25 protein-coding genes are annotated in these 20602 nt (G+C 61.3%); 19 read left to right on the top strand and 6 right to left on the bottom strand.

From position 1 onward, the window contains the following. Positions 1-34 precede the first annotated feature (34 nt). The 8 genes from EDF61_RS10300 to EDF61_RS10265 all read left to right on the top strand — a co-directional run bounded on the left by EDF61_RS10300 (position 35) and on the right by EDF61_RS10265 (position 5945). Positions 35-964: an N-acetylglucosamine kinase gene (locus EDF61_RS10300; protein WP_133834024.1), complete on the top strand. Its 930-nt coding sequence runs from the start codon at positions 35-37 to the stop codon at positions 962-964. Between the two features lie 96 nt (positions 965-1060). Then, the gene (locus EDF61_RS10295) at positions 1061-1378 is read left to right on the top strand and encodes a bifunctional 3-phenylpropionate/cinnamic acid dioxygenase ferredoxin subunit (RefSeq protein WP_105656303.1); all 318 of its coding nucleotides are present in this window, start codon (positions 1061-1063) and stop codon (positions 1376-1378) included. Then, on the top strand, positions 1379-2512 hold the full coding sequence (locus tag EDF61_RS10290) for an NAD(P)/FAD-dependent oxidoreductase (protein ID WP_133834023.1): 1134 nt from the start codon (positions 1379-1381) through the stop codon (positions 2510-2512). Positions 2513-2519: 7 nt separating this feature from the next. Then, positions 2520-3776 (top strand): MFS transporter, encoded by a 1257-nt coding sequence (locus EDF61_RS10285; protein WP_133834022.1) that lies wholly within the window; start codon positions 2520-2522, stop codon positions 3774-3776. A 152-nt stretch (positions 3777-3928) separates the two neighbouring features. Continuing rightward, the gene (locus EDF61_RS10280) at positions 3929-4417 is read left to right on the top strand and encodes an Lrp/AsnC family transcriptional regulator (RefSeq protein WP_105661972.1); all 489 of its coding nucleotides are present in this window, start codon (positions 3929-3931) and stop codon (positions 4415-4417) included. 200 nt (positions 4418-4617) lie between these two features. Beyond that, positions 4618-4863 carry a hypothetical protein gene (locus EDF61_RS10275; protein WP_105656307.1) on the top strand — a complete coding sequence of 82 codons (246 nt, stop codon included), beginning with the start codon at positions 4618-4620 and terminating at the stop codon, positions 4861-4863. A 358-nt stretch (positions 4864-5221) separates the two neighbouring features. After that, positions 5222-5593 carry a hypothetical protein gene (locus EDF61_RS10270; RefSeq protein ID WP_105656308.1) on the top strand — a complete coding sequence of 124 codons (372 nt, stop codon included), beginning with the start codon at positions 5222-5224 and terminating at the stop codon, positions 5591-5593. 163 nt (positions 5594-5756) lie between these two features. Then, positions 5757-5945 carry a hypothetical protein gene (locus tag EDF61_RS10265; RefSeq protein ID WP_038993331.1) on the top strand — a complete coding sequence of 63 codons (189 nt, stop codon included), beginning with the start codon at positions 5757-5759 and terminating at the stop codon, positions 5943-5945. On the opposite strand, the gene EDF61_RS10260 is transcribed toward EDF61_RS10265, so the two are convergent. Together EDF61_RS10260 and EDF61_RS10255 are read right to left on the bottom strand one after the other, a co-directional pair. Next, on the bottom strand, positions 5942-6163 hold the full coding sequence (locus tag EDF61_RS10260; RefSeq protein WP_105656309.1) for a LapA family protein: 222 nt from the start codon (positions 6161-6163) through the stop codon (positions 5942-5944). The genes EDF61_RS10265 and EDF61_RS10260 overlap by 4 nt on opposite strands. Before the next feature lie 2 nt (positions 6164-6165). Next, entirely contained in the window at positions 6166-6813 is a 648-nt protein-coding gene (locus tag EDF61_RS10255) for a TetR/AcrR family transcriptional regulator (RefSeq protein WP_133834021.1), read from the bottom strand. Between the two features lie 106 nt (positions 6814-6919). Here EDF61_RS10255 and EDF61_RS10250 point away from each other — a divergent pair, with 106 nt between their 5' ends. The 3 genes from EDF61_RS10250 (at position 6920) to EDF61_RS10240 (ending at position 10898) form a co-directional block, all read left to right on the top strand. Beyond that, positions 6920-8347: a flavin monoamine oxidase family protein gene (locus EDF61_RS10250; RefSeq protein WP_133834020.1), complete on the top strand. Its 1428-nt coding sequence runs from the start codon at positions 6920-6922 to the stop codon at positions 8345-8347. A 3-nt stretch (positions 8348-8350) separates the two neighbouring features. Further along, positions 8351-9223, top strand: coding sequence for a universal stress protein (locus tag EDF61_RS10245; RefSeq protein ID WP_105661970.1), 873 nt, complete (start codon positions 8351-8353; stop codon positions 9221-9223). A gap of 151 nt (positions 9224-9374) precedes the next feature. Next, complete coding sequence (locus tag EDF61_RS10240) at positions 9375-10898, top strand: APC family permease (protein WP_105656313.1); 1524 nt, start codon at positions 9375-9377, stop codon at positions 10896-10898. Positions 10899-10988: 90 nt separating this feature from the next. Here EDF61_RS10240 and EDF61_RS10235 read toward each other — a convergent pair whose 3' ends face one another. After that, positions 10989-11237, bottom strand: a complete 249-nt coding sequence (locus EDF61_RS10235; RefSeq protein ID WP_133834019.1) for a hypothetical protein — start codon at positions 11235-11237, stop codon at positions 10989-10991. 167 nt (positions 11238-11404) lie between these two features. On the opposite strand from EDF61_RS10235, the gene EDF61_RS10230 reads away from it, so the two are divergent. Both EDF61_RS10230 and EDF61_RS10225 read left to right on the top strand, forming a co-directional pair. Then, a complete protein-coding gene (locus tag EDF61_RS10230; protein ID WP_105656315.1) occupies positions 11405-11809 on the top strand; it encodes an arsenate-mycothiol transferase ArsC in 405 nt (134 codons plus the stop codon). Positions 11810-11823: 14 nt separating this feature from the next. Next, positions 11824-13017 carry an MFS transporter gene (locus tag EDF61_RS10225; RefSeq protein WP_105656316.1) on the top strand — a complete coding sequence of 398 codons (1194 nt, stop codon included), beginning with the start codon at positions 11824-11826 and terminating at the stop codon, positions 13015-13017. A gap of 74 nt (positions 13018-13091) precedes the next feature. On the opposite strand, the gene EDF61_RS10220 is transcribed toward EDF61_RS10225, so the two are convergent. After that, on the bottom strand, positions 13092-13574 hold the full coding sequence (locus tag EDF61_RS10220; RefSeq protein WP_105656317.1) for an Lrp/AsnC family transcriptional regulator: 483 nt from the start codon (positions 13572-13574) through the stop codon (positions 13092-13094). Positions 13575-13801: 227 nt separating this feature from the next. Between EDF61_RS10220 and EDF61_RS10215 the strand changes: the two genes are divergently transcribed. Beyond that, entirely contained in the window at positions 13802-14008 is a 207-nt protein-coding gene (locus EDF61_RS10215; protein ID WP_105656318.1) for a helix-turn-helix domain-containing protein, read from the top strand. A gap of 47 nt (positions 14009-14055) precedes the next feature. On the opposite strand, the gene EDF61_RS10210 is transcribed toward EDF61_RS10215, so the two are convergent. Further along, positions 14056-14847 carry a MerR family transcriptional regulator gene (locus tag EDF61_RS10210; protein WP_133834018.1) on the bottom strand — a complete coding sequence of 264 codons (792 nt, stop codon included), beginning with the start codon at positions 14845-14847 and terminating at the stop codon, positions 14056-14058. A gap of 504 nt (positions 14848-15351) precedes the next feature. On the opposite strand from EDF61_RS10210, the gene EDF61_RS19095 reads away from it, so the two are divergent. Beyond that, positions 15352-15486, top strand: a complete 135-nt coding sequence (locus tag EDF61_RS19095) for a hypothetical protein (RefSeq protein ID WP_286172199.1) — start codon at positions 15352-15354, stop codon at positions 15484-15486. Between the two features lie 9 nt (positions 15487-15495). Beyond that, positions 15496-16161 (top strand): hypothetical protein, encoded by a 666-nt coding sequence (locus EDF61_RS10205; protein ID WP_133834017.1) that lies wholly within the window; start codon positions 15496-15498, stop codon positions 16159-16161. A gap of 72 nt (positions 16162-16233) precedes the next feature. Here EDF61_RS10205 and EDF61_RS10200 read toward each other — a convergent pair whose 3' ends face one another. Further along, complete coding sequence (locus EDF61_RS10200; protein WP_133834016.1) at positions 16234-16569, bottom strand: hypothetical protein; 336 nt, start codon at positions 16567-16569, stop codon at positions 16234-16236. 146 nt (positions 16570-16715) lie between these two features. Between EDF61_RS10200 and EDF61_RS10195 the strand changes: the two genes are divergently transcribed. From EDF61_RS10195 to hutG, 3 genes are all read left to right on the top strand, one after another. Further along, positions 16716-17369, top strand: a complete 654-nt coding sequence (locus EDF61_RS10195; protein WP_105656322.1) for a peptidyl-tRNA hydrolase — start codon at positions 16716-16718, stop codon at positions 17367-17369. 145 nt (positions 17370-17514) lie between these two features. Then, positions 17515-19476 (top strand): SH3 domain-containing protein, encoded by a 1962-nt coding sequence (locus EDF61_RS10190; RefSeq protein WP_105661962.1) that lies wholly within the window; start codon positions 17515-17517, stop codon positions 19474-19476. A gap of 78 nt (positions 19477-19554) precedes the next feature. After that, positions 19555-20520 carry a formimidoylglutamase gene (hutG, locus tag EDF61_RS10185; protein WP_133834015.1) on the top strand — a complete coding sequence of 322 codons (966 nt, stop codon included), beginning with the start codon at positions 19555-19557 and terminating at the stop codon, positions 20518-20520. Positions 20521-20602: the final 82 nt, after the last annotated feature.

The raw sequence follows: 20602 nt of genomic DNA, 5'->3' as shown, positions 1-20602 counted from the left end.
TATCCTGAAAACTAAGTGCAAGAGGAATGGAAAAATGGCATCTGGACTTTTGGCAGTAGACGGCGGGCAGACCGGAATCAAGCTGAGATTCGAGCAGGATGGCGAAACTGCAGAATTAGCGCTTCCCGGTGTGCAAACCCATGAACCCGTCCTGCCCCAACTGGCACGCGCCATTAACCAAGCTGCCGCTGCCGCCGGATGGGACTGCGGCACCGTGAGCGTAGGCACCACAGGCCTGGTGAAAGCCGAACATGATGCACGGCAGCTCTACGACCTCATCGGATCCAGCGCTATTTCCCATATTGCGCTGGCCCACGACTCGGTGACCAGCTATCTCGGAGCGCTGGGAGAACGCTACGGCGCTGTCGTTGCAGCCGGTACCGGTGTCGTCACCTTGGCGGTAGGCCCCTGCTCGGTGGCCCGAGTTGATGGATGGGGCCACATCATGGGTGATGCCGGCAGCGGCTATTGGATTGGCCAGAAGGCAATGAACGCGGCCATGCGCGGCTTTGACGGCCGCGGGCCAGCTACCGCGCTGACCGGGGAACTCGCGAAGCGCTGGCCCGATCTCTCCGAAGCGTATATTGACTTGCAAGCGATGCCGGACAGGGTGGCCATCGTCGCCTCCTTTGCGCAGAGGGTTGCCCAGTTGGCCGCGACCGATGAAATGGCGGCGCGGATCTGCGCGCTCGCCGGTGCAGAACTGGCCAGCTCCGCAGCAACGGCATTGCGCCGCGCGGGGCTGGAACAACAGGCCGGAGCGATTCCGGTCGCAGCCATCGGGGGAGTGCTCGCCGGCGAATTCGCCCGAAGCAGCTTCGTGCGGGAGCTGCACCTGCTGGTCCCTGTCGGGCAAGTCCAGGATTCGCCGGGAAATGGGCTGGACGGAGCCCGTGGATTGGCCCTCCTGCCAGCGGACCACGCCTTGCAAGGCCTCGTATCGCGCTTTCGCGCCCAGCCATAAGACGTGGGCAGCGGTGATAACTGGCCATCAAATAGGCGCAGGCAATCAATAGGTGACAAGATTAGTGGAGAACGTCGTGATTATTAAGGAGTCATCGTGAGTTTCCGAGTCGGTCCCGTAGATCTTGTCCCCGAAGGCGAATCGCTGCTGGTTGAAGCCAAAGACAGCGGCGCAAGCGAAGACATCGCGATCTTCCACGCCGAAGACGGCAACTTCTATGCGCTGCAGGATGAATGCACCCACGAGGTCGCTTCGCTTTCCGACGGCTGGCTCGAAGACTGCAGCATCGAATGCCCCATCCACTCCTCGACCTTCGACCTGAAAACCGGCAAGGTGCAGTGCATGCCCGCCACCGTGGACGCCCGGACCTACAAGGTGGACGTCGTGGACGGCTTCTTGGAGCTTGAAATCTAAATGCCTTCCGTGCACATCATCGGAGGCGGGGTCGCGGGGTACGCACTGGCCCGGCACCTGGTGCAGCAGCAATACGCCGGATCCATCAAGATCAGCGATGCCCAGGGCCTGCCCTATGATCGTCCGCCGCTGAGCAAGTCCCTGCAGGTTGAACCGTTCGCACCGGTGTCCTGGTACCAGCACCATGGCGTCGGCCTGATCCAGGAAGATGTCCAAAGCCTGCAACTGCCGCAATCCGCTGACGACTGGGTTGTGCTGGCTACTGGCACTACCCCCAAGGCATTGGATGTTCCCGGTGGGCACCATGCGCTCAGCCTGCACAGCGCAGCTGACGCCGCCCGCATATCCGACGTCCTGGAATCGGGGATGTTCGGCCAGCGGGTGCTTGTCATCGGAGCGGGGCTGGTAGGGGCCGAGTTCGCGTCCACCGCCAGGATGTCCGGGGCGCAAGTCACCTTGATTTCCAGCTCCGACGCACCTCTGGCCCACGTGCTGGGCCAAGAACTTGCCGAACAGCTGCACGCGGATCATGCCAACCACGGCATTGCCACCTTGACCGGTGCGGTGACCGAGCTCGGCCCCAACTATGCAATGGCCAATGGCCAGCGCCATGATGCGGAGCTGATCGTGGCAGCCATCGGCGTCGAACCCGAAACTGCGCTCGCCGAGCAGCTGGGCCTGGAAGTCGACGACGGGATCGTGGTCGACGCGCAGCAGCGTTCTGCCAGCTGCCCCCAGGCGCTGGCTATCGGCGACGTCGCCCGGGAGGAAAACCAGCCCCGTGCGGTGCACTGGGAAGCTGCCATGGAAGATGCCGCCCAAGCGGCGGCAACCATCATGGGCACAGCCGCACCGAAGCGTTCGGTGCCATGGTTCTGGAGCGACCGCCACGAAATGCACGTGGAAACCGTGGGCGACTTCAGCCAGGCCGCCAGCACCGTGACGCGCCTGAACCGGCGAGGCAAGATCCAGACGGTCTTCGGGCTCGACGCCAAGGGCTCACTGGTGTCCGCCTCGATGATCGATGGCGGCCTGATGGCCAAGGCCGTGAGACGGCTCATTGCGAAATCAGCCACCCCAAGCATTGAACAATTGAAGGACCCCCTGACGGGTCCGCGCGAGTTAGGCCGGTAAGAAACTTATGAATGCAGCCGAACCACTGAAGGTTCCCGCGGCCCTGCAGACGCCCACCAAACGGGTTGGCCCTGGCTGGATCGCTGCGGTTGTCATTGTCCATATCGGTATCAATGTCGGCTTCTTCGCACCGATCCAGGTGCTGCTCGGATTGCACGCCGAACAACTGGATGCCAGCCAGAAGAACGCGATTCTCTCGCTGGTCACCGGCGTCGGCGCGGCCGTCTCGCTGGTAGCCAACCCGCTGTTCGGCGCGCTCAGCGACCGCAGCACATCGAAATTCGGGCGCCGCATCCCGTGGGTGTTCTTTGGAACTATCTGCGCTGCGCTGGCCCTGCTGCTGATGTCGACCTCGCAAACCGTGAGCACGCTGGTCATCGGCTGGGCGCTGATGCAAGCTGCCGGCAACGCCGCGCTGGCTGCGATCTTCGCGGCCATCCCGGACAAGGTGCCGGTAGAGCAGCGCGGCATGGTTGGCGGGCTGGTGGCCTTGGGCCAAACCTGCGGTTCGCTGATCGGTGCCGTGATCGGCATGGTCGCTGCGAGCAATCTGGTCTTCGGCTACGCCATCGTCGCTACCGCCGTGGCCATTTGCTCCATTCCGTTCGTGCTGATGCGCCAGGATGTTCTGCTGCCCAAGGGAGCACTGGAGCCTGTCAAGCCGCTGGAATTCTTGCGCAGCTTCTGGATCAACCCGGTCAAGCATGCCGACTTCGGATGGGCCTGGCTGACCCGCTTCTTGCTGTATCTCGGTTGCCAGCTGTGCCTGGTCTACTTGCTGTTCTTCCTGCAGGATGCCATCAAGCATCCAGAACCGGCCCAGGGCGTGCTGGTGCTGACCGCGATCTACGCCTTCTGCGTGATCTTCTCTTCGGTGATCTCCGGCAAGCTCTCGGACAAGGACGGCAAGCGCAAGAAGTACGTCATCATCTCTTCGGTCATCGTGGCCGCCGCGGCCGGCGTGCTGGCGACGGCAACCTCCTTCGCCACCGCCATTGTCGCCGCAGTGCTCCTGGGCATCGGCTTCGGCGCCTACCTGGCGGTGGACTTTGCACTGCTGACCCAGGTATTGCCGAACGCCGATTCGCGCGGCAAGGACCTGGGTATGATCAACATTGCCAACTCGCTGCCGCAGGTGGTCGCCCCGCTGATCGCCTGGCTGGCGGTGAGCTGGTTCGGCGGCTACCCAACCCTGTTCCTGTGCTCTGTGGTGATCAGCCTCCTCGGCGCCGTGCTGGTACGCCAGATCAAGAGCGTTCCGTAGGTCCTGGACGAAGCATTCCCCAGCGTCGCGCACCGAGCGGAACGGAAACGGTGCGGCACCGGGAACTGGTGGCGGAAAAACGCCAAGGGGACGCCAACCGGGCCGTATGATGAATCCAGCGAACCGCGATAATGAGGAGCAGGTGCGGCTGAATGTCGATGAACGAATCCGGGCGGGAGAGCCGTGCAACGCAGCTTGATGGCATAGACCGCAAACTGCTGGCGTTGCTGACGAAGAACTCCCGGCGGACCAACAACTCCCTCGCCGAGGAGCTGGGCATAGCACCGTCCACCTGCCTGGCGCGGTTGAATGCCTTGCGCGATTCGGGAGTGATTTCGCGCTTCACCATCGAAGTGGATCCGCAGGTTCTGGGCCGGGAGCTCGAAGCGCTGATCTTCGTGAAAATCCGTCCCGGAGCCCGTCACCTGATGTCGAACTTCGCTACTGACATGCGCAGCAAACCGGGGGTGCGACAGCTGTTCTTCCTGGGCGGCGCTGACGACTTCGTCCTGCACGTAGCGGTGCGCAATTCTTCGGATGTGCGCCAGTTCGTGCTCGATAACCTCTCGGCCAATCCGGCCGTGGCCACCACCCAAACCTCCCTGGTATTCGAACACGGCCACGGCAGCGGAGAGTACTAGGCCCCATTCTTGACCGATTTCCATCTCGCCGATGTTCGCAGGAACAACCCGCAGCCCTGCGTTGGTCGAAGAAACATGCTAAACTTGATGTTCTTCTCTTAGCATGGCTGCGGCCCGTTGGCAGCTGGGGATCGGTTCTCCAGACAAGCAACGGACCCCACCGCAGCTGCGACTGAAAGAATGGGGAGGTCGAGAAGATAATGCATTTTGACGCAACTGTTGTCACCGCACTGGTGACCTTGATTGTTCTGGCCATCGCAACCGTTGTGCTGGTGATCCGGTACAAGCGCACCCACCAGGCAGAAATCCGCCAGGCCCTGGTTGCCAAGGCCCGGAAGCGCGGCGTTGCCTCGCCGGAAGACCTGTCGAACCACGATCTGGTACTGCAGATCCGCGCGGCAAAGCGCCAGCGCAAGCAGGATGGGCAGGACCTGAAGACCGCATAGGGTTTGCACCCATGCGCTGACGATGCTGGGCCCCAGTCCATTTCCGGACTGGGGCTCAGCCGCGTCAAGGGCCTTGGGCAGCCGCTGGCCCCGTCTTTACCCAATGCCAATGAACCGGGAAATGGTGTCGGGAATAAACGGCAGGTGCCAGCGGAATGCAGGCAGGTAATTAACCTCGCGCAATTCCGGGAAACTATGTCCCCGGTCACCAGAAAGGCCGATTTAACCCCTGAATCATGCGGATTGCATCACAGGGGCATGTGGGGTTCTGAACAAACCACTTCTCAATAGATAAATGGTCGGAAATGATGGATATGACTGGAAATGCAGCAGCGTTAATTCTTTAGGAGCAACAACAATGGCCTCGATCCCACTCGGTGAAGACATCCTCTTGGCACGCCACGGCGCCAACATCGTCAAGCTCCGCCAGGATCGGAAGAACCGCACCACTGTTGCCCATCTGCGCGGTGGAGCCACCGATACGGCCTCGAACCTGCTCACCGCACCAGTTCCCGCATTGACCCCGGCAGCCAGCTTCACCCAGGGCGCGGCTCGCTACCTCAACGATGAAGCCGAGGTTAGCCGCGGCGAAGTTCGTTCGCTGGTCAAGATCTCGCTCGGCTTTTCTGCCATCATGGGCATCGTCTTCGGCGGCCTGGTCTTGGCTTTGTACAAGGTCGGCGGCAATGAAGCTCTCCAGTCGCTGAGCTACATGGGCGCAAGCCAGTAGCTCTCGCAAGCATTTCCAGGAAAACGGGATTCCGAGGCAACTCGGGATCCCGTTTTCCTGTTTCCGGACCAGGTGCTTACTCCGAGGCCGGGCTTGCGGCAAGTCTCGTATTTCTTGCCCGGCAGGCATAGGATGGCGGCAACGGGAAGGACAGGAGCAGGCCATGCGTTTTGTTTTGGAAGTTAACTTCGATACCGAGAACATGCAGCTCAAGCCATTGGAGGAGCTGCAGAAGATTCTGCGCGACTGGTCGACGAACATCACGATGTATCCGATCGTTGCCGGAGCCCAGGAAGATGTCTACGACTCGGATAACGAGCAGGTGGGGGAGTGGGCAATCCTCGACGACTAGCCTCGCCGTCTGGAGAACCACCCGATGGCATACCCTGCGGCCAGGGTAATGAGCAGGACAAGCCACAGCGGAGCTGTGGAATGGATCAAGAAGAATTCAACGCGGACGAAGGCCAGGTTCTGCAGCATGAAGACCACCGCGAGGATCACCAGTGCAATAGCTGCCCATTGCTTGGCGCTAAGCCCCTTCTTCGGCGGCCGCTGTTCCGGATAGCCCATGCTCAGCTTCCGTTTGCCAGCAAGCCGGCAACGAGGGCCGACAACCCGCGCTGGAACGAATCGTCGCTGGTATCAAGCTCTGATCGGCGTTGCGCCGCCACAGCCTGGGTGAAATGCGGAGTGAGATCCTGGTGATTGCTGGTGTCGAAAATGTCATGCGGGGCGGCCGTATCCATGGCCGAACCGAAGATGAATGACTCCAGTGCAACAATCGTCGGCACAATCTCGTTCCCTGCCATGCCGAAGTCTGCCAGCGCTTCGGCAACGCGCTCGTACATTCCCAAGGTGCGCGGCGAATCGGAGACGGGCAGTACCGCGATGACCGGAATCAGGGGAATGTGCCGCGCGAAGACGTTCCGGTAGCTCGTAGCCCATTGAAGCAAAGCCTGCTTGGTATCGGCTTGGTCGAATACCGAGGTGTCTATATCGGCCATGACCAGTTCCTGGATCCACTGCAGGAGGTCGTGCTTGGAATCGACGTGGTTGTAGAGGGCCGATGGAGAGACGCCCAGGGATTTTGCCAGCCGCTGCATGGTCAGGGACTCGTAGCCGTCCCCGGAAACAAGTTCCAGCGCGTGCTCGGTAATGCGCTCCCGATTCAGCACCGCCTTGCGCGGGCGCCCGGCTCGCCTGGCTTCCGTTTCACTCATGCGGACCTCTTCCTGACGTGGGGTGCTTCACAACTGGATCTTCGTACCCTATGCTATATGACAGGTAAATGAACCTTATTCATTTAAATGTGCAAGGGAGTCGATCATGCAACATCTGGAACGCGACGTCGTCGTCATCGGTGCAGGGCCATCGGGACTGACAGCAGCCTATGAGCTGAGCAAGGCCGGCAAGTCCGTCGCGGTGCTCGAAGCCCGCGACCGCGTCGGCGGGCGCACCTGGACCGACATCATGGACGGTGCGACCATCGAGATCGGCGGCCAGTGGATCAGCCCCGACCAGACCGGCCTCTACTCGCTGATCAATGAACTTGGCATCGAGACCTTCGAACGCTACAAGGCGGGCAAGAGCGTCTACCTCACCGGGGAAGGCGAGCGGATCGCCTATGAGGGCGAGGACTTCCCGGTGGCCGCCAGCACCGTGGCCGAAATGGACAAGCTGGTAGAACTCATGAACCAGCTGGCCGCCGGAATGGACCCGGACAAGCCGTGGGAGCACCCTCAGGCCCAGGAGCTGGACCAGATCTCCTTCCACCACTTCCTGCGCCAGCACTGTGCCGACGAGCTGGCCTGCAACAACGTGGGCCTGTTCATTGCAGGGGGCATGCTGACCAAGCCGGCGCACACCTTCTCCGCGCTGCAGGCGGTGCTCATGGCGTCCTCGGCCGGCTCCTTCGACAACCTGGTGGACGAGGACTTCATCCTGGACCGGCGCATCGTGGGCACCATGCAGGGCGTATCCAAGACGCTGGCCGAGAAGCTGGGCCAGCAGACCGTCTTCCTGGACAACCCCGTGCTCAAGCTCGAATGGTTCGATGGCGGGGTGGTGGCCCACGGGAGCACCGTGACCGTCTCGGCGAAGAAGGCCGTGCTGGCGGTACCGCCGAACCTGTACTCGCGCATTTCCTACGTCCCGGCGCTGCCGCGCAAGCAGCAGATCACCCACCAGCACCAGTCCATGGGCCTGGTCATCAAGGTCCACGCCGTCTACGACACCCCGTTCTGGCGCGAAGAGGGCCTGTCGGGCACCTGCTTCGGCCCGAGCAGCCTGGTCCAGGAGCTCTACGACAACACCTATGCCGGGGAGGAAACCGGCACACTGGTCGGCTTCATCTCGGATCTGAAGGCCGACGCCATGTGGGAACTGGACGAGGAACAGCGCCGCGCGGTGATCCTCAAGGCCATGGCCGGCTACCTGGGCGAGAAGGCACTGGATCCCAAGGTCTTCTACCTCTCGGACTTCGCCGCCGAGGAATGGACCCGCGGCGCCTACGCCACCAGCTACGACCTGGGCGGGCTGCACCGCTTCGGCCCGGCGCAGAACGAGAATGTCGGACCGATCTACTTCTCCTCCTCGGATCTGGCCGGCGAAGGCTTCCAGCACGTGGACGGCGCGGTGCGCATGGGCCGCCGCTCGGCCGCGCGCATCATCGCCGCACTGGATGGCACCGCCTACGACCAGAGCTACGATGGCGTTGCCACGCTGACCCCGTCCAAGGAAAAGGCCAGTGCCTAGGCCATGAAATTGCTCGTAGGTTACACCGCGGACCAGCGCGGTGCCGAAGCCATCGAACTGGCCAGCGCCCTGGTGGCCGGTACCCGCGACGCGTCCTTGCGGATCGCCATCGTGCTGCCTGCCGCCACCCCGTTCAACGCGGTCTACCCCGGCGGGGACCATGGGTTCTCCTCCATCCTTTCCGACCAGGTGGACCGCTGGGCGGCGCAGGCCCTGGCCCTGGTGCCGGAAGGAATCGCCACCTCGGTGGTAGCCCGTTCCGTGCCCTCGGTGGCCGAGGGGCTCATTGGCCTGGGCGAGGAATTCGGGGCCCACGGGATCGTGCTGGGCGGCCGCAAGCGCCACCGCGCCGGATTCTTCAGCCCCGGGGCGATCGCCAATGCGCTGCTGCATTCCTCGCCGATGGCCGTGTTCATGTCCTCGCCGGCCTCCCTGGCCACGTTGCGCGCAGCCGGCGGGAAGATCACCAGGCTGACCGCATTCGTGGGGGACCGCCCGGGGGCACGGGAAGTCATCGGCCTCTCGGCGCGGATCGCCGCCGCCTGCGGACTGCCGCTGCGCGTGGCCACGCTGGTCTCCCATATGGATCTGGCTGACCCCCGGCTGGAGCTGGATGACCATCTGGCCCAAACCCGCAGCTACCTGCAGGAACTGACCGGTTCCCTGGGCCTGGAGGCGGTAGTCGAGGTGGTCTCCGGGCGCGGCCTGGACGAAGCGGCCGCCCAGCTGTCCTGGCAGGACGGGGACCTGGCACTGCTGGGATCGGCCCGGCTGGCCGCCCCGCGCCGATTGTTCATCGGCCCCAAGGCCCAGCGGATCCTGGGCCAGCTCAACGTCCCGATGGGCGTCGTCCCGACCCTCGAGGCTGCCAGCTAGAAGGCAGCGCATCATTCCTGCACGATCCTTGTTCCCCGGGCACTTGCCGTCGCGAAGCACGCGGACGGTGCCCATCTGACCCCTGACGGAAGGTGGCTCGGTACTTCTGGCCGACGCACTCACACCTCGCTAATTGTTTAAGGTAACCACCATGTCGCACGACTTGAGGCAGGCATCGCCGCCTGCACGCTCCGAGAGCGGACTGCACGAAAAAGGACTGTCCAAGGGCACCGTTGGCGTTCTGGGGCTTGTCGTTATCGGCATCTCCTGCATCGCCCCGGCCTACACCCTCACCGCAGGCCTCGGCGCCACGGTGGCCGAAGTCGGCACCAGCCTGCCTGCGATCCTGCTGGCCGGATTCCTGCCGATGCTGCTGGTGGCCTTGGGCTACCGCGAGCTGAACAGCGCCATGCCCGATTCGGGCACCTCCTTCACCTGGGCGACGCGTGCCTTCGGCCCGATGATCGGCTGGATGGGAGGCTGGGGCCTGATCGCTGCGACGGTGATTGTGCTCTCCAACCTGGCGGCAGTGGCCGTGGACTTCTTCTATATCCTGATTGCCCAGCTCACCGGCCAGCCGTGGATTGCGGAGCTGACCGGCAACCTGTGGGTCAACATCCCCACCACGCTGGTGTTCATTGCGGTGGCCGCCTGGATCTCCTACCGGGGCATGAACGCCACGAAGGTCTTCCAGTACGTGCTGGTCGGGTTCCAGGTGGCGGTGCTGCTGCTCTTCGCGGTCATGGCCCTGACCTCCAGCCAGCCCAATGATCCGACACCCATCACCTGGCAGATGTTCAATCCGGCCGGCATCGATACCTTCTCGGCCTTCGCCGCGGGCATCTCGCTGTCCATCTTCGTTTTCTGGGGCTGGGATGTCACCCTGACCATGAACGAGGAAACCACCGATCCGAAGAAGGTCCCCGGACGCGGTGCCACCTGGACGGTGCTGGTGATCATCGCGTTGTACCTGGCCGTATCCCTCGGGGTGATCTACTGGGCCGGGGTGGGCACCACGGGCCTGGGCGCAGGCAACCCGGAGAACCAGGAATCAATTTTCGCGGTGCTTTCCGGTCCGGTCATGGGCCCGCTGGCGATGCTGATGTCCTTGGCCATCTTGTCCTCCTCCGCGGCCTCGCTGCAATCCACCATGGTTTCGCCGGCACGCACCTTGCTGGCCATGGGCTACTACAAGGCGCTGCCCTCCAGCTTCGCGAAGATCTCCGCGCGCTTCATGTCCCCGTCGGTGGCGACTTTCGCCTCCGCTGCTGCCGCTGCCGTGTTCTACGTGGTCACCAGGCTGCTCTCGGAGAACGCATTGTGGGACACGATCACGGCGCTGGGCCTGATGATCTGCTTCTACTACGGGCTGACCGCCTTGGCCTGCGTCTGGTACTTCCGCGGGGAACTGTTCGCCAATGCCAGGAACTTCTTCTGCAAGTTCTTGGCGCCGTTGGCAGGTGGCGTCGTCTTGCTGGTGATGTTCTTTGCCACCGCCATCGAATCCATGAATCCGGACTACGGTTCGGGCTCCAATATCGGGGGAGTGGGCATGGTGTTCATCCTCGGGGTCGGCGTGCTGCTGCTGGGCGTTGGCATCATGCTGTGGATGCGGGTGCGCCACCCGGCGTTCTTCAAGGGAGAAACCATCAAGACCTACAAGCTGCTGAAGTAGGACCGGCGCAACGAACCAGAAGGACCACTCGCGAACGAATCGCGGGTGGTCCTTCGTGTTCGGTGCCGCGCCGCAGGAGCTATCTTGCCGCTAGTCGGCGGCATCGGCCCGGATCATGTGCTTGGCCACGCCGATGGCGGCCAGCACGGCGCCGAAGGGGATGAGCGCGCTCTGGATCAACGAATTAAGGAAAGCCAGCGGCGCGCTGCCCAAAGGGCTGCTTCCAAAACCGGATTCGAAGCTCCACATCGCCAGGACTGGCAAGATGCTGCTGATGAGAACGCCTGCCAACACGATGGCGACGCCGGATACAATCATCTTCTTATGTAGAGCAAGCAACGTTTTCTCCTATTGCCTTGGGCTGAGTATTTCCAACCGTAGCCAATTCCGCCACTTTTAGCTACAGTGGGAGTGCTGTTTGCTTTCGCCAAAGGCAGGTCTTTGCCTGCTTCGCAACCTTCTCGTCCAAAGGCCCCTAACCGGCGCGCAAATGGTTCAATAGGTTCATGGCTAACTCGGTACTTTTCATCTGCTCCCGCAATGCAGGCAAATCGCAAATGGCGGCCGCATTGATGGACTACATTTCTGAAGGGAAAGTTACCAGCTACTCGGCTGGAACCAACCCAGGTTCAGGCATCAACCACGAAGCGGTTGAATCGCTCTCGCAGGCCGGCGCGGACATGTCGCAGGGCACGCCCAAGGCCATCGACCCTCGCGTCGTCGAGCAAGTTGACCGCGTGGTAATCCTTGGCTCCGATGCGAATCCGCAATTCGATCCGTCCATCAAGACCGAACGCTGGGTCACCTACGAACCCAGCGAAGACGGCATCACCGGTGCCGAACGAATGAACATGATCCGCGATGAAATTGCTGATCGCGTCCGTGAACTGTTCCACGAGCTGGAGCGGTAGAAATCACTGTTCGCATGACCACCCGAAAGGCAACTCCGTGGTGGCTTCCGGGCGTATGCCTTGTGCTCACTGGTTGGTGTGCCAACCAATACGTATCGCTGATCAATTGGTACCAGCAATTCCGCGAGCTCAGTGAGTTCGAGGCCATGCTGGTCATGGGCAGCTACCTGGCGGGCATGATCCCGGCGTTGGCTTTCGGCGGACCGCTGGCGGACAAGTTCGGGCGCAAGCCATTTTCGCTGCTTGCCCTTGCCTGCTCCATTCTGGGATCCCTCGGGCTCATCTTCGGATCGGTTCACGAGTCCGGTCTCTATGCGGGACGCATCCTGACCGGCTTGGGCATGGGCCTGGCCATGGTTGCCATCACCAGCTGGGTGAAGCTGCTTAGCCCGGGAGCTGCCGGCGCGACTCGTGCCGCGCTGTGCACGTCCTTGGGTTTCGCGCTGGGACCGGTCATTTCAGGGGCAATTGTCGGGACCAGCGGCAGCCCGGAACTGGCATACATCGTCCATGCCGCCGCGGCGCTTTCCTGGTTGCTGTTGATGTTCTTCACCCGAGAAGACCGAGTCACTGACCGGGCAGGGCATCATCTGGAGGCCGACGTGACGACTCCGGCAAACCTCCAGCGGTTCTACCGCATCGTCTTGCCCGCAGCCCCATGGGTCTTTGGCATGGCGGCAACAGGGTTTGCCGTGGTTCCGGCGCTGAGCAACGGCGCCGGTGAATCCAGCCTGTTCTACACCACCTTGGCAGTCGCGGTCACCATGGGCATGGGTACCTTGATCCAGCCATTCGTCAAGAGATTCAATGACTTGGGCAAGATCAAGCTGCTCATGGCTGGACTGGCTACCTCGCTGGCTGCACTGCTCATGATGATCGCAGTGTCGCTGAGCGGCTCAGAATTCTTGGGAATTATCGCATTCGCCATAGCCGGTTCGGCCAATGGCATTTTGCTGGTTGCCGGGCTAAGCCAGGTATTGGATCTTGCCGGCGGCGCCGACGTCGGCAAATTGACCGGCCGGTTCTACATGTGCTGTTTCATCGGGTTCAGCTTCCCGACATTCTTTGCACTGTGGCGCACGGTCGCTCATCCTGCTCTATTCATTGGCCTGCTTGCCGTGCTCTGCCTGCTATCCATGATGCAGGTGTACCGCTCGGCCAAGTATCTGCCCGCTGCCATTCTCGAAGAAGTTCCAAACAGGCCATAATGCCAAACGCCGCTGCCGGCCACCTTGCGGTGCCGGCAACGGCGTTTATGCATTGGACTCCAACATACTGGGAGCTAGTCCTGGCTCAGCTTCTTGAGCAGCTCGGTAGTGCGGAATGGGATGACATCGCGCAGGATCATCGAGGTGGAAGTGCGGGTTATGCCCGGGCAGAGGCGGATCTCTTCACTGACCCGGTACAGGTCATCCGGGTCAGTCGCGGCCACACGAATCAACAGGTCCGTGTCTCCCGCCGGCGCGACGCATTCCAGAACCTCGGGAATCTGGCGCAGTGCGGCGATGGCCTCATTCAAGCTGGCCTGGTTCAATTCAGCGCTAACGAAAGCGCTGACGCCACGGCCCATGGACGCAGGGAGGATTCGCGCGGTGTTCGGGCGCAACGCACCTGAATGGGCCAAGCGTTCCAAACGAGTCTGCACGGTGCCGCGGGCCAGGCCCAGCTGCTGCGCCAGCATCATGATCGGCACACGCGGATCCGCATCGAGTGCCAGAAGGATACGCCGGTCGGTTTCATCGAGCTGATACGTATCCGAATTCATGTGGTGGTCTCCTGAGACAGGTTGTGTTGCGCGTGCATAAGTACCAACCTAGATTTTAGTCAATATGACCAGTGAATCCCAAATGTGTTGCGCGGATTGGCCGATATTATTGCGTGCAAGTCGGCTACTGGGGTCAACAGGGCGAATGCTCGGGCGAAAAGCCATCTTTTATCCACAAAATAACCAGGCTGAGATCAAATGGGCGCTAATCACAGTAACCTGTTGATATGAGGTTTTTGCGGTTGGAAGACGTGGCAGAGGAACTGAATGTGAAGCTGCCCCAGGTCCGCGCTTTGGTGAAAAGCGGCGAGCTGCCGGCCATCCAAATTGGCGGGCGGGGCATGTGGCGCGTGGAACGCGTTGCACTGGAGAACTATATCCAAGAACGCTATGCGCAGGCCCGCGACGATATCGCGAACGAATCCCAGAGCTGAATGCGGTGCCCTTGGCTGTTCCCGAGTCCATCGGGAACAGCCACAGCCTAGTCCAGCTCGATAGCCCGTTCTGCAAAGATCCGCAATGCGTCGCGAACCAGCTCCGCGTATCCGCCGTAGTTCTTTGAAAACCGCGGATCAGCGACATACATCTCGCCGAGATTGCAGATATATGCCTTGTGCTGTGCCGGATCGCCGGAATCCAGCGGGGTGCCCTTGGCGCTCTGGAGCCAGCGCACATGTCGAGCCGCTAATTCCTGGGCTTCGAAGCTGTCCGCTGGGACGGAATTCTTCCCCGCCACGATCCAATCCTGATTGAGCATCTTCACCTCTTCCATGAATGCGTTTTGCTGGTCCCCGGTTTTGGAACGCCACCAGCGATTCGATGCTTCATACGCGTCGGCGCCCCAGCGTTCGGCAACCTCTTGCTTGTACTGCTCGTTGAAGCCGTCAAAGCTCTTTTCCGGTTCCATGTTTCCTCCTGTCGTTAGTGTTGAAATGCTGTGCTCCAAGGCAGCGATCTGCCGGTCCAGCGCCGCACGCTGCCTATGGAGCTGTTCCTTGTGGGTGCTCAGCGCGACCAGTTCATCGCGTTGCTCGTCCAGGATTTCAGCGATGGTCTCCAGCTTGATGCCCAGCTGCTTGAGCAGGAGAATCTGCTGGAGCCGGACCAGCTGCCCGTCGGTGTAGAACCGGTAGCCGTTGGCGGACAGGTAGTCAGGTTTCAGCAAGCCGATCTGGTCGTAGTGCCGCAAGGTACGGCTGCTGATGCCAGCGGATTTTGAGACATGCGCAATCGAGTGGTGAACTGCCGGCTCGTGGCTAGTTGAATCCTTCATGGCTACCACGCTAATGGTTGACGCAACGTCAAGGTCAATAGTCCCAGCCGCATTTCCTGATCAAAAATTTGTGATTCAGATCTCACGGCAAAATGGCGAATAATAACGAGATATTCCTTGTCCAATTGATCATATTGACTAGTTGTTAGCACGCCTGTTGCACAGTGTGATCTATGTGTAGTTCACTGTTGGTAGATGAAGTTGAACAGGTTACCGCCGAAATCAACGAGGACCGCCTGATGACGTAAACCATCTGCATTTACGGGATCAAGGAGCCCTGGCCACCCACGCCAAGGCAAGGTAGAAGACATAGTCCAGATGGCTCGCGGGCATTCCAGTTGGGTGGAATGCCCACGGGCCATCTGGCATTTCTGCCAAAATCACTCACATTCGAATCACAAGCTCCGAGCGAGTTGGAAGAAACGCCTGCCGGCATTCGCGATGCTTCGCTCTGGCTCTGGAACAATGAGCGCGTAGGGACACCGAGGAGTAAGAGTGGGTTCAATGAGGCGCGTCTGGCAAAACTGGTGGATGCAATTGGTCGCCGGATTGCTGATCACTGCGATCGCGGTGTTGCCGTGGTTATGGATCGGTCAGGAAGACCGCTCAATTCTCCCGCATGCCAGCGACGACGCCTAAGGGCTACTGGTGGTTTTCTCCGTGATCACCCTCTGGGGCAGCTGGTTTGCCCGACGCATTGGATATAGCCGCACCGGCTTTGCCATCGTGACTGCCGTGGGCATGGTCCTGGGACTCTTGGGCCTGGGGTTCCAAGGACTCCACGCATTCGAATCGGGGCTCTTGGACGGGGAACTCTCCCCAGCTTCGATTCGCCATCTTTGGGTTTTCGGTGGCCTGCTGCTGGTCAGCCAAGCCTGGTATTTCCTGGCCACTAAATTGCGGCTGCCCATAGCGGTGCTCTTCTATGCAACGCTCACTGTGGGCGTGAGCTATTGGCTGCAGATCATCGCATCGCTCGTTGCGGGCGCCCAGTCGTACTACGTTTACCTTTGGTATTCCGGGCCGCTGATCCTCGGCCTCATTTTGGGATTCGTCGGGTTCTCGAGGATCATGAACTTGCTGATGTGGGTTTTCGCATTGGCTATCCAATGGATGATGCCGGCAGTCGTGGAAAGCGCGGCCAGAGTTATTGGATCGAAGACCACTGGCTGGAAGACCGTCGGCTCCTTCTGGGAACAATTCACCGGAAGTGTCCTGGAAATTCCGTGGCAGGCTCCGCTGCTGGTCAGCTTGGCGACGGCTATGCTTACCAGTGTCATCTTGCTGATTGTTCGCAAGGTGCGGCGGCGCTAGGCAAGAGTCCAAGCCGCTAGTTAGCCGGTGCTGGCCAAATATCCGCAACGACGCGAACTGCACCCTGGAAGTTCATTGCTGCCAAGACAGCATCAAAGGCTTGCGGGCCATCCGTAATGGATTTCTGGAACAACGGCGACCAGGCGCGCCCAGCTCCTCGTAGTTGGCAAGAGTGCGCGCCGGCAGGATCTCCGCTGGATCGTTGCCCGGAACAGCAGGGTGCAGGGTCCACCACGATTCGCCGACAGCCTCATCGAGCAGCACGGTGCCCAGCCCTCCGGTACGTATCGTGGGCTCGATGAACTGCACGCCCACTGGCAAAACGGTGGTGTTCGCGGAGGTGATTGGAATCAGCTTGCTGGTCAGCTTGCCGTTGCCGTTCCCCGAAGCACCAGTGCTCGGGCCCATCGGCCAACATAAGCCAAGCATTGGGACATGGCGCAATGCCGCGCTGTGCACGCGGTGGAAGCCGGGGAGCAATCGGCTTCGCCAGTCGGGGCACTGCTAGTCCGCTCCGAGTATTTCAGGGCCACCACTCGCCATAGAATAAGACTATGACTGAACTGCGCGATCGCGACCCCGGAGAACTGGTCCAGCCCATCATCCTGCGAATCGACAAGGAGGATCCGTCGAGCGAGGACGAGGGCCTGTCAGCGGTGGCACGAGCAGCCGTGATTGCCTATCTGCAAGATCCGCAGAACCCGGATTGGCAGCAGTGGGCTTCACAGGCCTACGCCAAATCGGTACGCCGGGCTAATCCCAAGATGTTCGCCAAGGTGCTGGAGATGTTCCCTGAGCAAATGGTCAGTGAAGTGGGCAAGGCCCGAGCCGTTGGCTTGCCTCCATTGCCGGCCGCTGACTTGCCGAAGCTGATTGCCAAGTTGCAGGTCTCCGGCACGCAGCTTCCAAAAGCGGAGGAAGTCCTGGATGCGCAGATCAGCATCGTACTGAACAAATCCTTGGACATGTCCACAGGCAAGGCCGCGGCGCAGGCAGCACACGCGCTGTTCGCCTGGCTGACAGAATCCCCAGCGGAAGAGGTCGAAGCGTGGCTCCACGCCCATGCTCCGGTGGGCATCAAGCACCTGCCGCGCAGGGAATTCGACCGCTTGTCGCGGCAGGCCGCTGGACCTGTCATCCAGGATGCCGGGCGAACTGAAATCGAACCCGGATCCGTCACCGCTTTCGTCATTTCCGAGGCACGCTAGAACCTTAGAATCCAAGCGCGGTGAAACCGCCATACCTGTGTCATGATTTCCTTGGCGGTAACAGCAATTGTCACCACAGCGGATCGCTGTGCACTTCCGTGGGCCGCAGGAAACGGCAATATGCCCTTGCTCGAAAGCACTGACATTGAAATTCTCTAAACGTGTACTGGGCCTGCTGCTGGTCCTGATGCTGTCCTTCGGGACCGCAGCTGGCGCCAGCGCCTCAACGCAGGCTCCAGCCGGCCTGGCGCAACTCGCTGCCGCTCCTCCGGCAATTGCCAAGCAGACCACCACCAACCTGAATTTGCGCAAGTCGCCATCGGCCCGATCCGCGTCGCTGCTAGTCATTCCCAAAGGTGCCAAGCTCCTCGCGTCCAAGGGTTCATCGGGCTGGGTGCAAGCGAGCTACATGAAGAAGACCGGCTGGGTCTCGGCCAAGTACCTGGCAACGCCGAAAGCGCTGGCGCCGGCAAAGCCCAAGACCTCAGCCGTGCGCTATCTGATTTCCTTCCAGCCGGTGCGCAAGAAGGCATCGGCGGCATCCGCGGCCTTGACCGGGGCCATGCGCAAAGCCGAGGTCCAGCGCCTGGGCGCAACCGGTTCCTGGAGCCGGATCAGAATCGGCAAGATCACCGGTTTCGTGCCCACCAGCCAGCTGTCTACCGCAATGCCCGCGCCGGTGTACCGGTATGCGAAAACCGCGCAAGTGCTGCGCAAGTCCGCCTCTGCCAAAGCGGCACGCGTTGCGGGTGTTCCAGCTGGAGCCAAAGTCGAGTGGCTGCGCACGTCAGGTTCGTGGACCTATGCCATTTCTGCCGGAAAACGCGGCTGGCTGCCGGCCAAGCAGCTGTCGTCGCAACCGGCAGCAACCCGGAAAACGATCGGGAACCGTTGGCTGATCAGCAGCAGCGTCCTGCGCCAGTCCAATCGCAGCTCATCTCCATCCCTTGGAAGCCTTGCGCCGGGTGAAAAAGTCGGCTTGTACGCAACCCGAGGTTCCTGGTCCCAGATCAAGTCCCAGCGCGGCACCGGCTGGGTGCCTAGCACTAGCCTGTCCAGCACCGCCTACAAGCCCGCCAACCCATCGGCTCGCTGGATCCTGGCTAATACCGCCCTGCGCGTCGGCGCTTCGGGCTCTGCCAAGTCCCTGGGGACCGTGCCAGCGGGGTCCAAGCTCACCCTGCACGGCACGTCGAATGGCTGGGCGCGAGTGAAGACTTCCAAGACGATGGGATGGGTTCCATCAAGCGTACTGGTGGCCAAGGCCTACACGCCGCTGAAGCAGGCCAAGCGCTGGACGACGGCTAATGTGCACCTGCGCTCCGGGTACTCCACCGGCCATAAATCACTGGCGGTCATCTCCAAGGGCCAGCAGGTCAGCGTCCTGGGAACGGCCAATGGCTGGACGCGAGTTGCCTCAACGCAGGGCACCGGATGGATCAGCAATGGCTATCTTGCTACTAGCAAACCGCAGGCGCCGCGACCGGCACCGGCACCGAAGGCCGAATACCGCTGGACCACAACCAACGTGAACCTCCGCGCCGGCGCGGGAATCAGCCACCAGAGCAAAGCCGTGCTGCCAGCGGGGCAGAAAGTCGCCTACCTGCGCAGCGATTCCGGATGGGCGCAAGTCGCCGCTCCCCAGGCCACCGGCTGGGTCAAGGAAAACTACCTTTCCAAAAATGAGCCGGGAACGTTGCAACCCGATGCGCAGCGCGTCATCGCTGCGTTGCAGGGGAAGACCGGCGATACTATCAGCGCCATTCATACCATTCGAAGCGGCTCTGCCGGGCACAGCTCCGGGAAGGCCGTGGACCTGATGATTCGCGACTACAAGAACAGGCAGCGGGTTGCCCAGGGCAAGAAGCTGGCCCAGTTCCTGCTGGATAACCGCAGTCAGCTGGGTATCTATTACCTGATCTGGCAAGACCGGATTTGGCTTCCCACGACAGGCTGGACGCCGTATTCCGGATCAGGAAAGTACGGAAACCAGTTCACCGGCAATTGGAATGACACCACGATGCATATGGATCACATCCATGTGGAGGTCTACGGCAACTCGGCCACGGGAGGTCCGCTGGACTACGGGGCGCTGCGAACCCGCTAATCTGCTGCTGTCTGGTGTTTCAGACGAAGATGCGCAGGGGGCATAGCGTACTCGCGGTGTCTCTGGTCAGCTGGAACCATGGAGAATTTTAAGCCGGAATTGGCTGTTGACCGGGCAGCGGCTACGTGGAGCGGGCGCAATGACGGTGCCGGCGAGCAGCACCTGAGATGGCATCAGCAAATCAACCGCAAGGCTGACGACCAGTCCAGCGGGCGGGGACCGGCAGCGCTGCTCGGTTTCGCTTCGGATGCCGGCGTGCTGCGCAACGAGGGCCGGGCCGGGGCGGCGCAAGGACCACAGGCGCTGCGTGCCGCCTTGGGTTCCCTTGCTATCCACGAGCCACGGCTCCTGATTGATGCTGGTGATGTCGCAGTATCTGGCGATGAGCTTGAATCAGGGCAGGAGCGGCTGGCGCAGTCGGTGAGCGCTTTGCTCGGAGGAGGGATGCTTCCAGTCGTGCTCGGCGGCGGCCATGAAACGGCTTACGGTTCGTTCAACGGCCTTTTCCGGCATTGCAGCCAAGAGCCTGGAACTCGGCTGGGCATCTTGAATCTGGATGCGCATTTCGATCTGCGCAGTGCTCCGCGGCGGAGCAGCGGCACTCCTTTCCTGGATATTGCCAAGGACCTGCAGGCGGCGGGACAAGATTTCAACTATGCCGTGGTGGGCATCAGCAAACCGAACAATACCCGGGTCCTCTTCGAGCAGGCCCGCGCCCTGGAAGTGCGCTACCTGCTTGACGAGCAGTGCACTGCCGGGCAGCTGCCTTCCGTCCTGGCCTTCATTGCCGACTTCATGGAGAGCGTAGACAAGCTGTACCTGACCATTGACCTGGATGTGCTTCCTGCCTCGGTCGCCCCCGGGGTTAGCGCCCCTGCCGGATTCGGGGTGCCGCTGGAAGTAGTCCACGGGGTCTGCGCGATGCTGGCGCGCAGTGACAAGCTGGCGCTGGTCGATGTTGTCGAATTGAATCCATCATTGGATATTGACGGAAGAACGGCCCGCACCGCAGCCAGGCTGGTTAATACCCTGCTGGGGGTCTGATGCAGTAGGGCGCACCGAAATCTGCTGACGCGAACTTGCAATGTTCGACCCCTCAAACATTATGATTGAGGGGGACGAACTA

Origin of the sequence: Arthrobacter sp. JUb115, assembly GCF_004365035.1 — a bacterium.
Taxonomy (GTDB): Bacteria; Actinomycetota; Actinomycetes; order Actinomycetales; family Micrococcaceae; genus Glutamicibacter.
This window is presented reverse-complemented; position numbering and strand designations above follow the sequence as displayed.

Coding starts and splice junctions, on each gene's coding strand:
- EDF61_RS10300 (WP_133834024.1), top strand. CDS start 35: ATGGCATCTGGACTTTTGGCAGTAGACGGCGGGCAGACCGGAATCAAG.
- EDF61_RS10290 (WP_133834023.1), top strand. CDS start 1,379: ATGCCTTCCGTGCACATCATCGGAGGCGGGGTCGCGGGGTACGCACTG.
- EDF61_RS10285 (WP_133834022.1), top strand. CDS start 2,520: ATGAATGCAGCCGAACCACTGAAGGTTCCCGCGGCCCTGCAGACGCCC.
- EDF61_RS10280 (WP_105661972.1), top strand. CDS start 3,929: ATGTCGATGAACGAATCCGGGCGGGAGAGCCGTGCAACGCAGCTTGAT.
- EDF61_RS10275 (WP_105656307.1), top strand. CDS start 4,618: ATGCATTTTGACGCAACTGTTGTCACCGCACTGGTGACCTTGATTGTT.
- EDF61_RS10270 (WP_105656308.1), top strand. CDS start 5,222: ATGGCCTCGATCCCACTCGGTGAAGACATCCTCTTGGCACGCCACGGC.
- EDF61_RS10265 (WP_038993331.1), top strand. CDS start 5,757: ATGCGTTTTGTTTTGGAAGTTAACTTCGATACCGAGAACATGCAGCTC.
- EDF61_RS10260 (WP_105656309.1), bottom strand. CDS start 6,163: ATGGGCTATCCGGAACAGCGGCCGCCGAAGAAGGGGCTTAGCGCCAAG.
- EDF61_RS10255 (WP_133834021.1), bottom strand. CDS start 6,813: ATGAGTGAAACGGAAGCCAGGCGAGCCGGGCGCCCGCGCAAGGCGGTG.
- EDF61_RS10250 (WP_133834020.1), top strand. CDS start 6,920: ATGCAACATCTGGAACGCGACGTCGTCGTCATCGGTGCAGGGCCATCG.
- EDF61_RS10245 (WP_105661970.1), top strand. CDS start 8,351: ATGAAATTGCTCGTAGGTTACACCGCGGACCAGCGCGGTGCCGAAGCC.
- EDF61_RS10240 (WP_105656313.1), top strand. CDS start 9,375: ATGTCGCACGACTTGAGGCAGGCATCGCCGCCTGCACGCTCCGAGAGC.
- EDF61_RS10230 (WP_105656315.1), top strand. CDS start 11,405: ATGGCTAACTCGGTACTTTTCATCTGCTCCCGCAATGCAGGCAAATCG.
- EDF61_RS10225 (WP_105656316.1), top strand. CDS start 11,824: ATGACCACCCGAAAGGCAACTCCGTGGTGGCTTCCGGGCGTATGCCTT.
- EDF61_RS10220 (WP_105656317.1), bottom strand. CDS start 13,574: ATGAATTCGGATACGTATCAGCTCGATGAAACCGACCGGCGTATCCTT.
- EDF61_RS10215 (WP_105656318.1), top strand. CDS start 13,802: ATGAGGTTTTTGCGGTTGGAAGACGTGGCAGAGGAACTGAATGTGAAG.
- EDF61_RS10210 (WP_133834018.1), bottom strand. CDS start 14,847: ATGAAGGATTCAACTAGCCACGAGCCGGCAGTTCACCACTCGATTGCG.
- EDF61_RS19095 (WP_286172199.1), top strand. CDS start 15,352: ATGAGGCGCGTCTGGCAAAACTGGTGGATGCAATTGGTCGCCGGATTG.
- EDF61_RS10200 (WP_133834016.1), bottom strand. CDS start 16,569: ATGGGCCCGAGCACTGGTGCTTCGGGGAACGGCAACGGCAAGCTGACC.
- EDF61_RS10195 (WP_105656322.1), top strand. CDS start 16,716: ATGACTGAACTGCGCGATCGCGACCCCGGAGAACTGGTCCAGCCCATC.
- hutG (WP_133834015.1), top strand. CDS start 19,555: ATGGAGAATTTTAAGCCGGAATTGGCTGTTGACCGGGCAGCGGCTACG.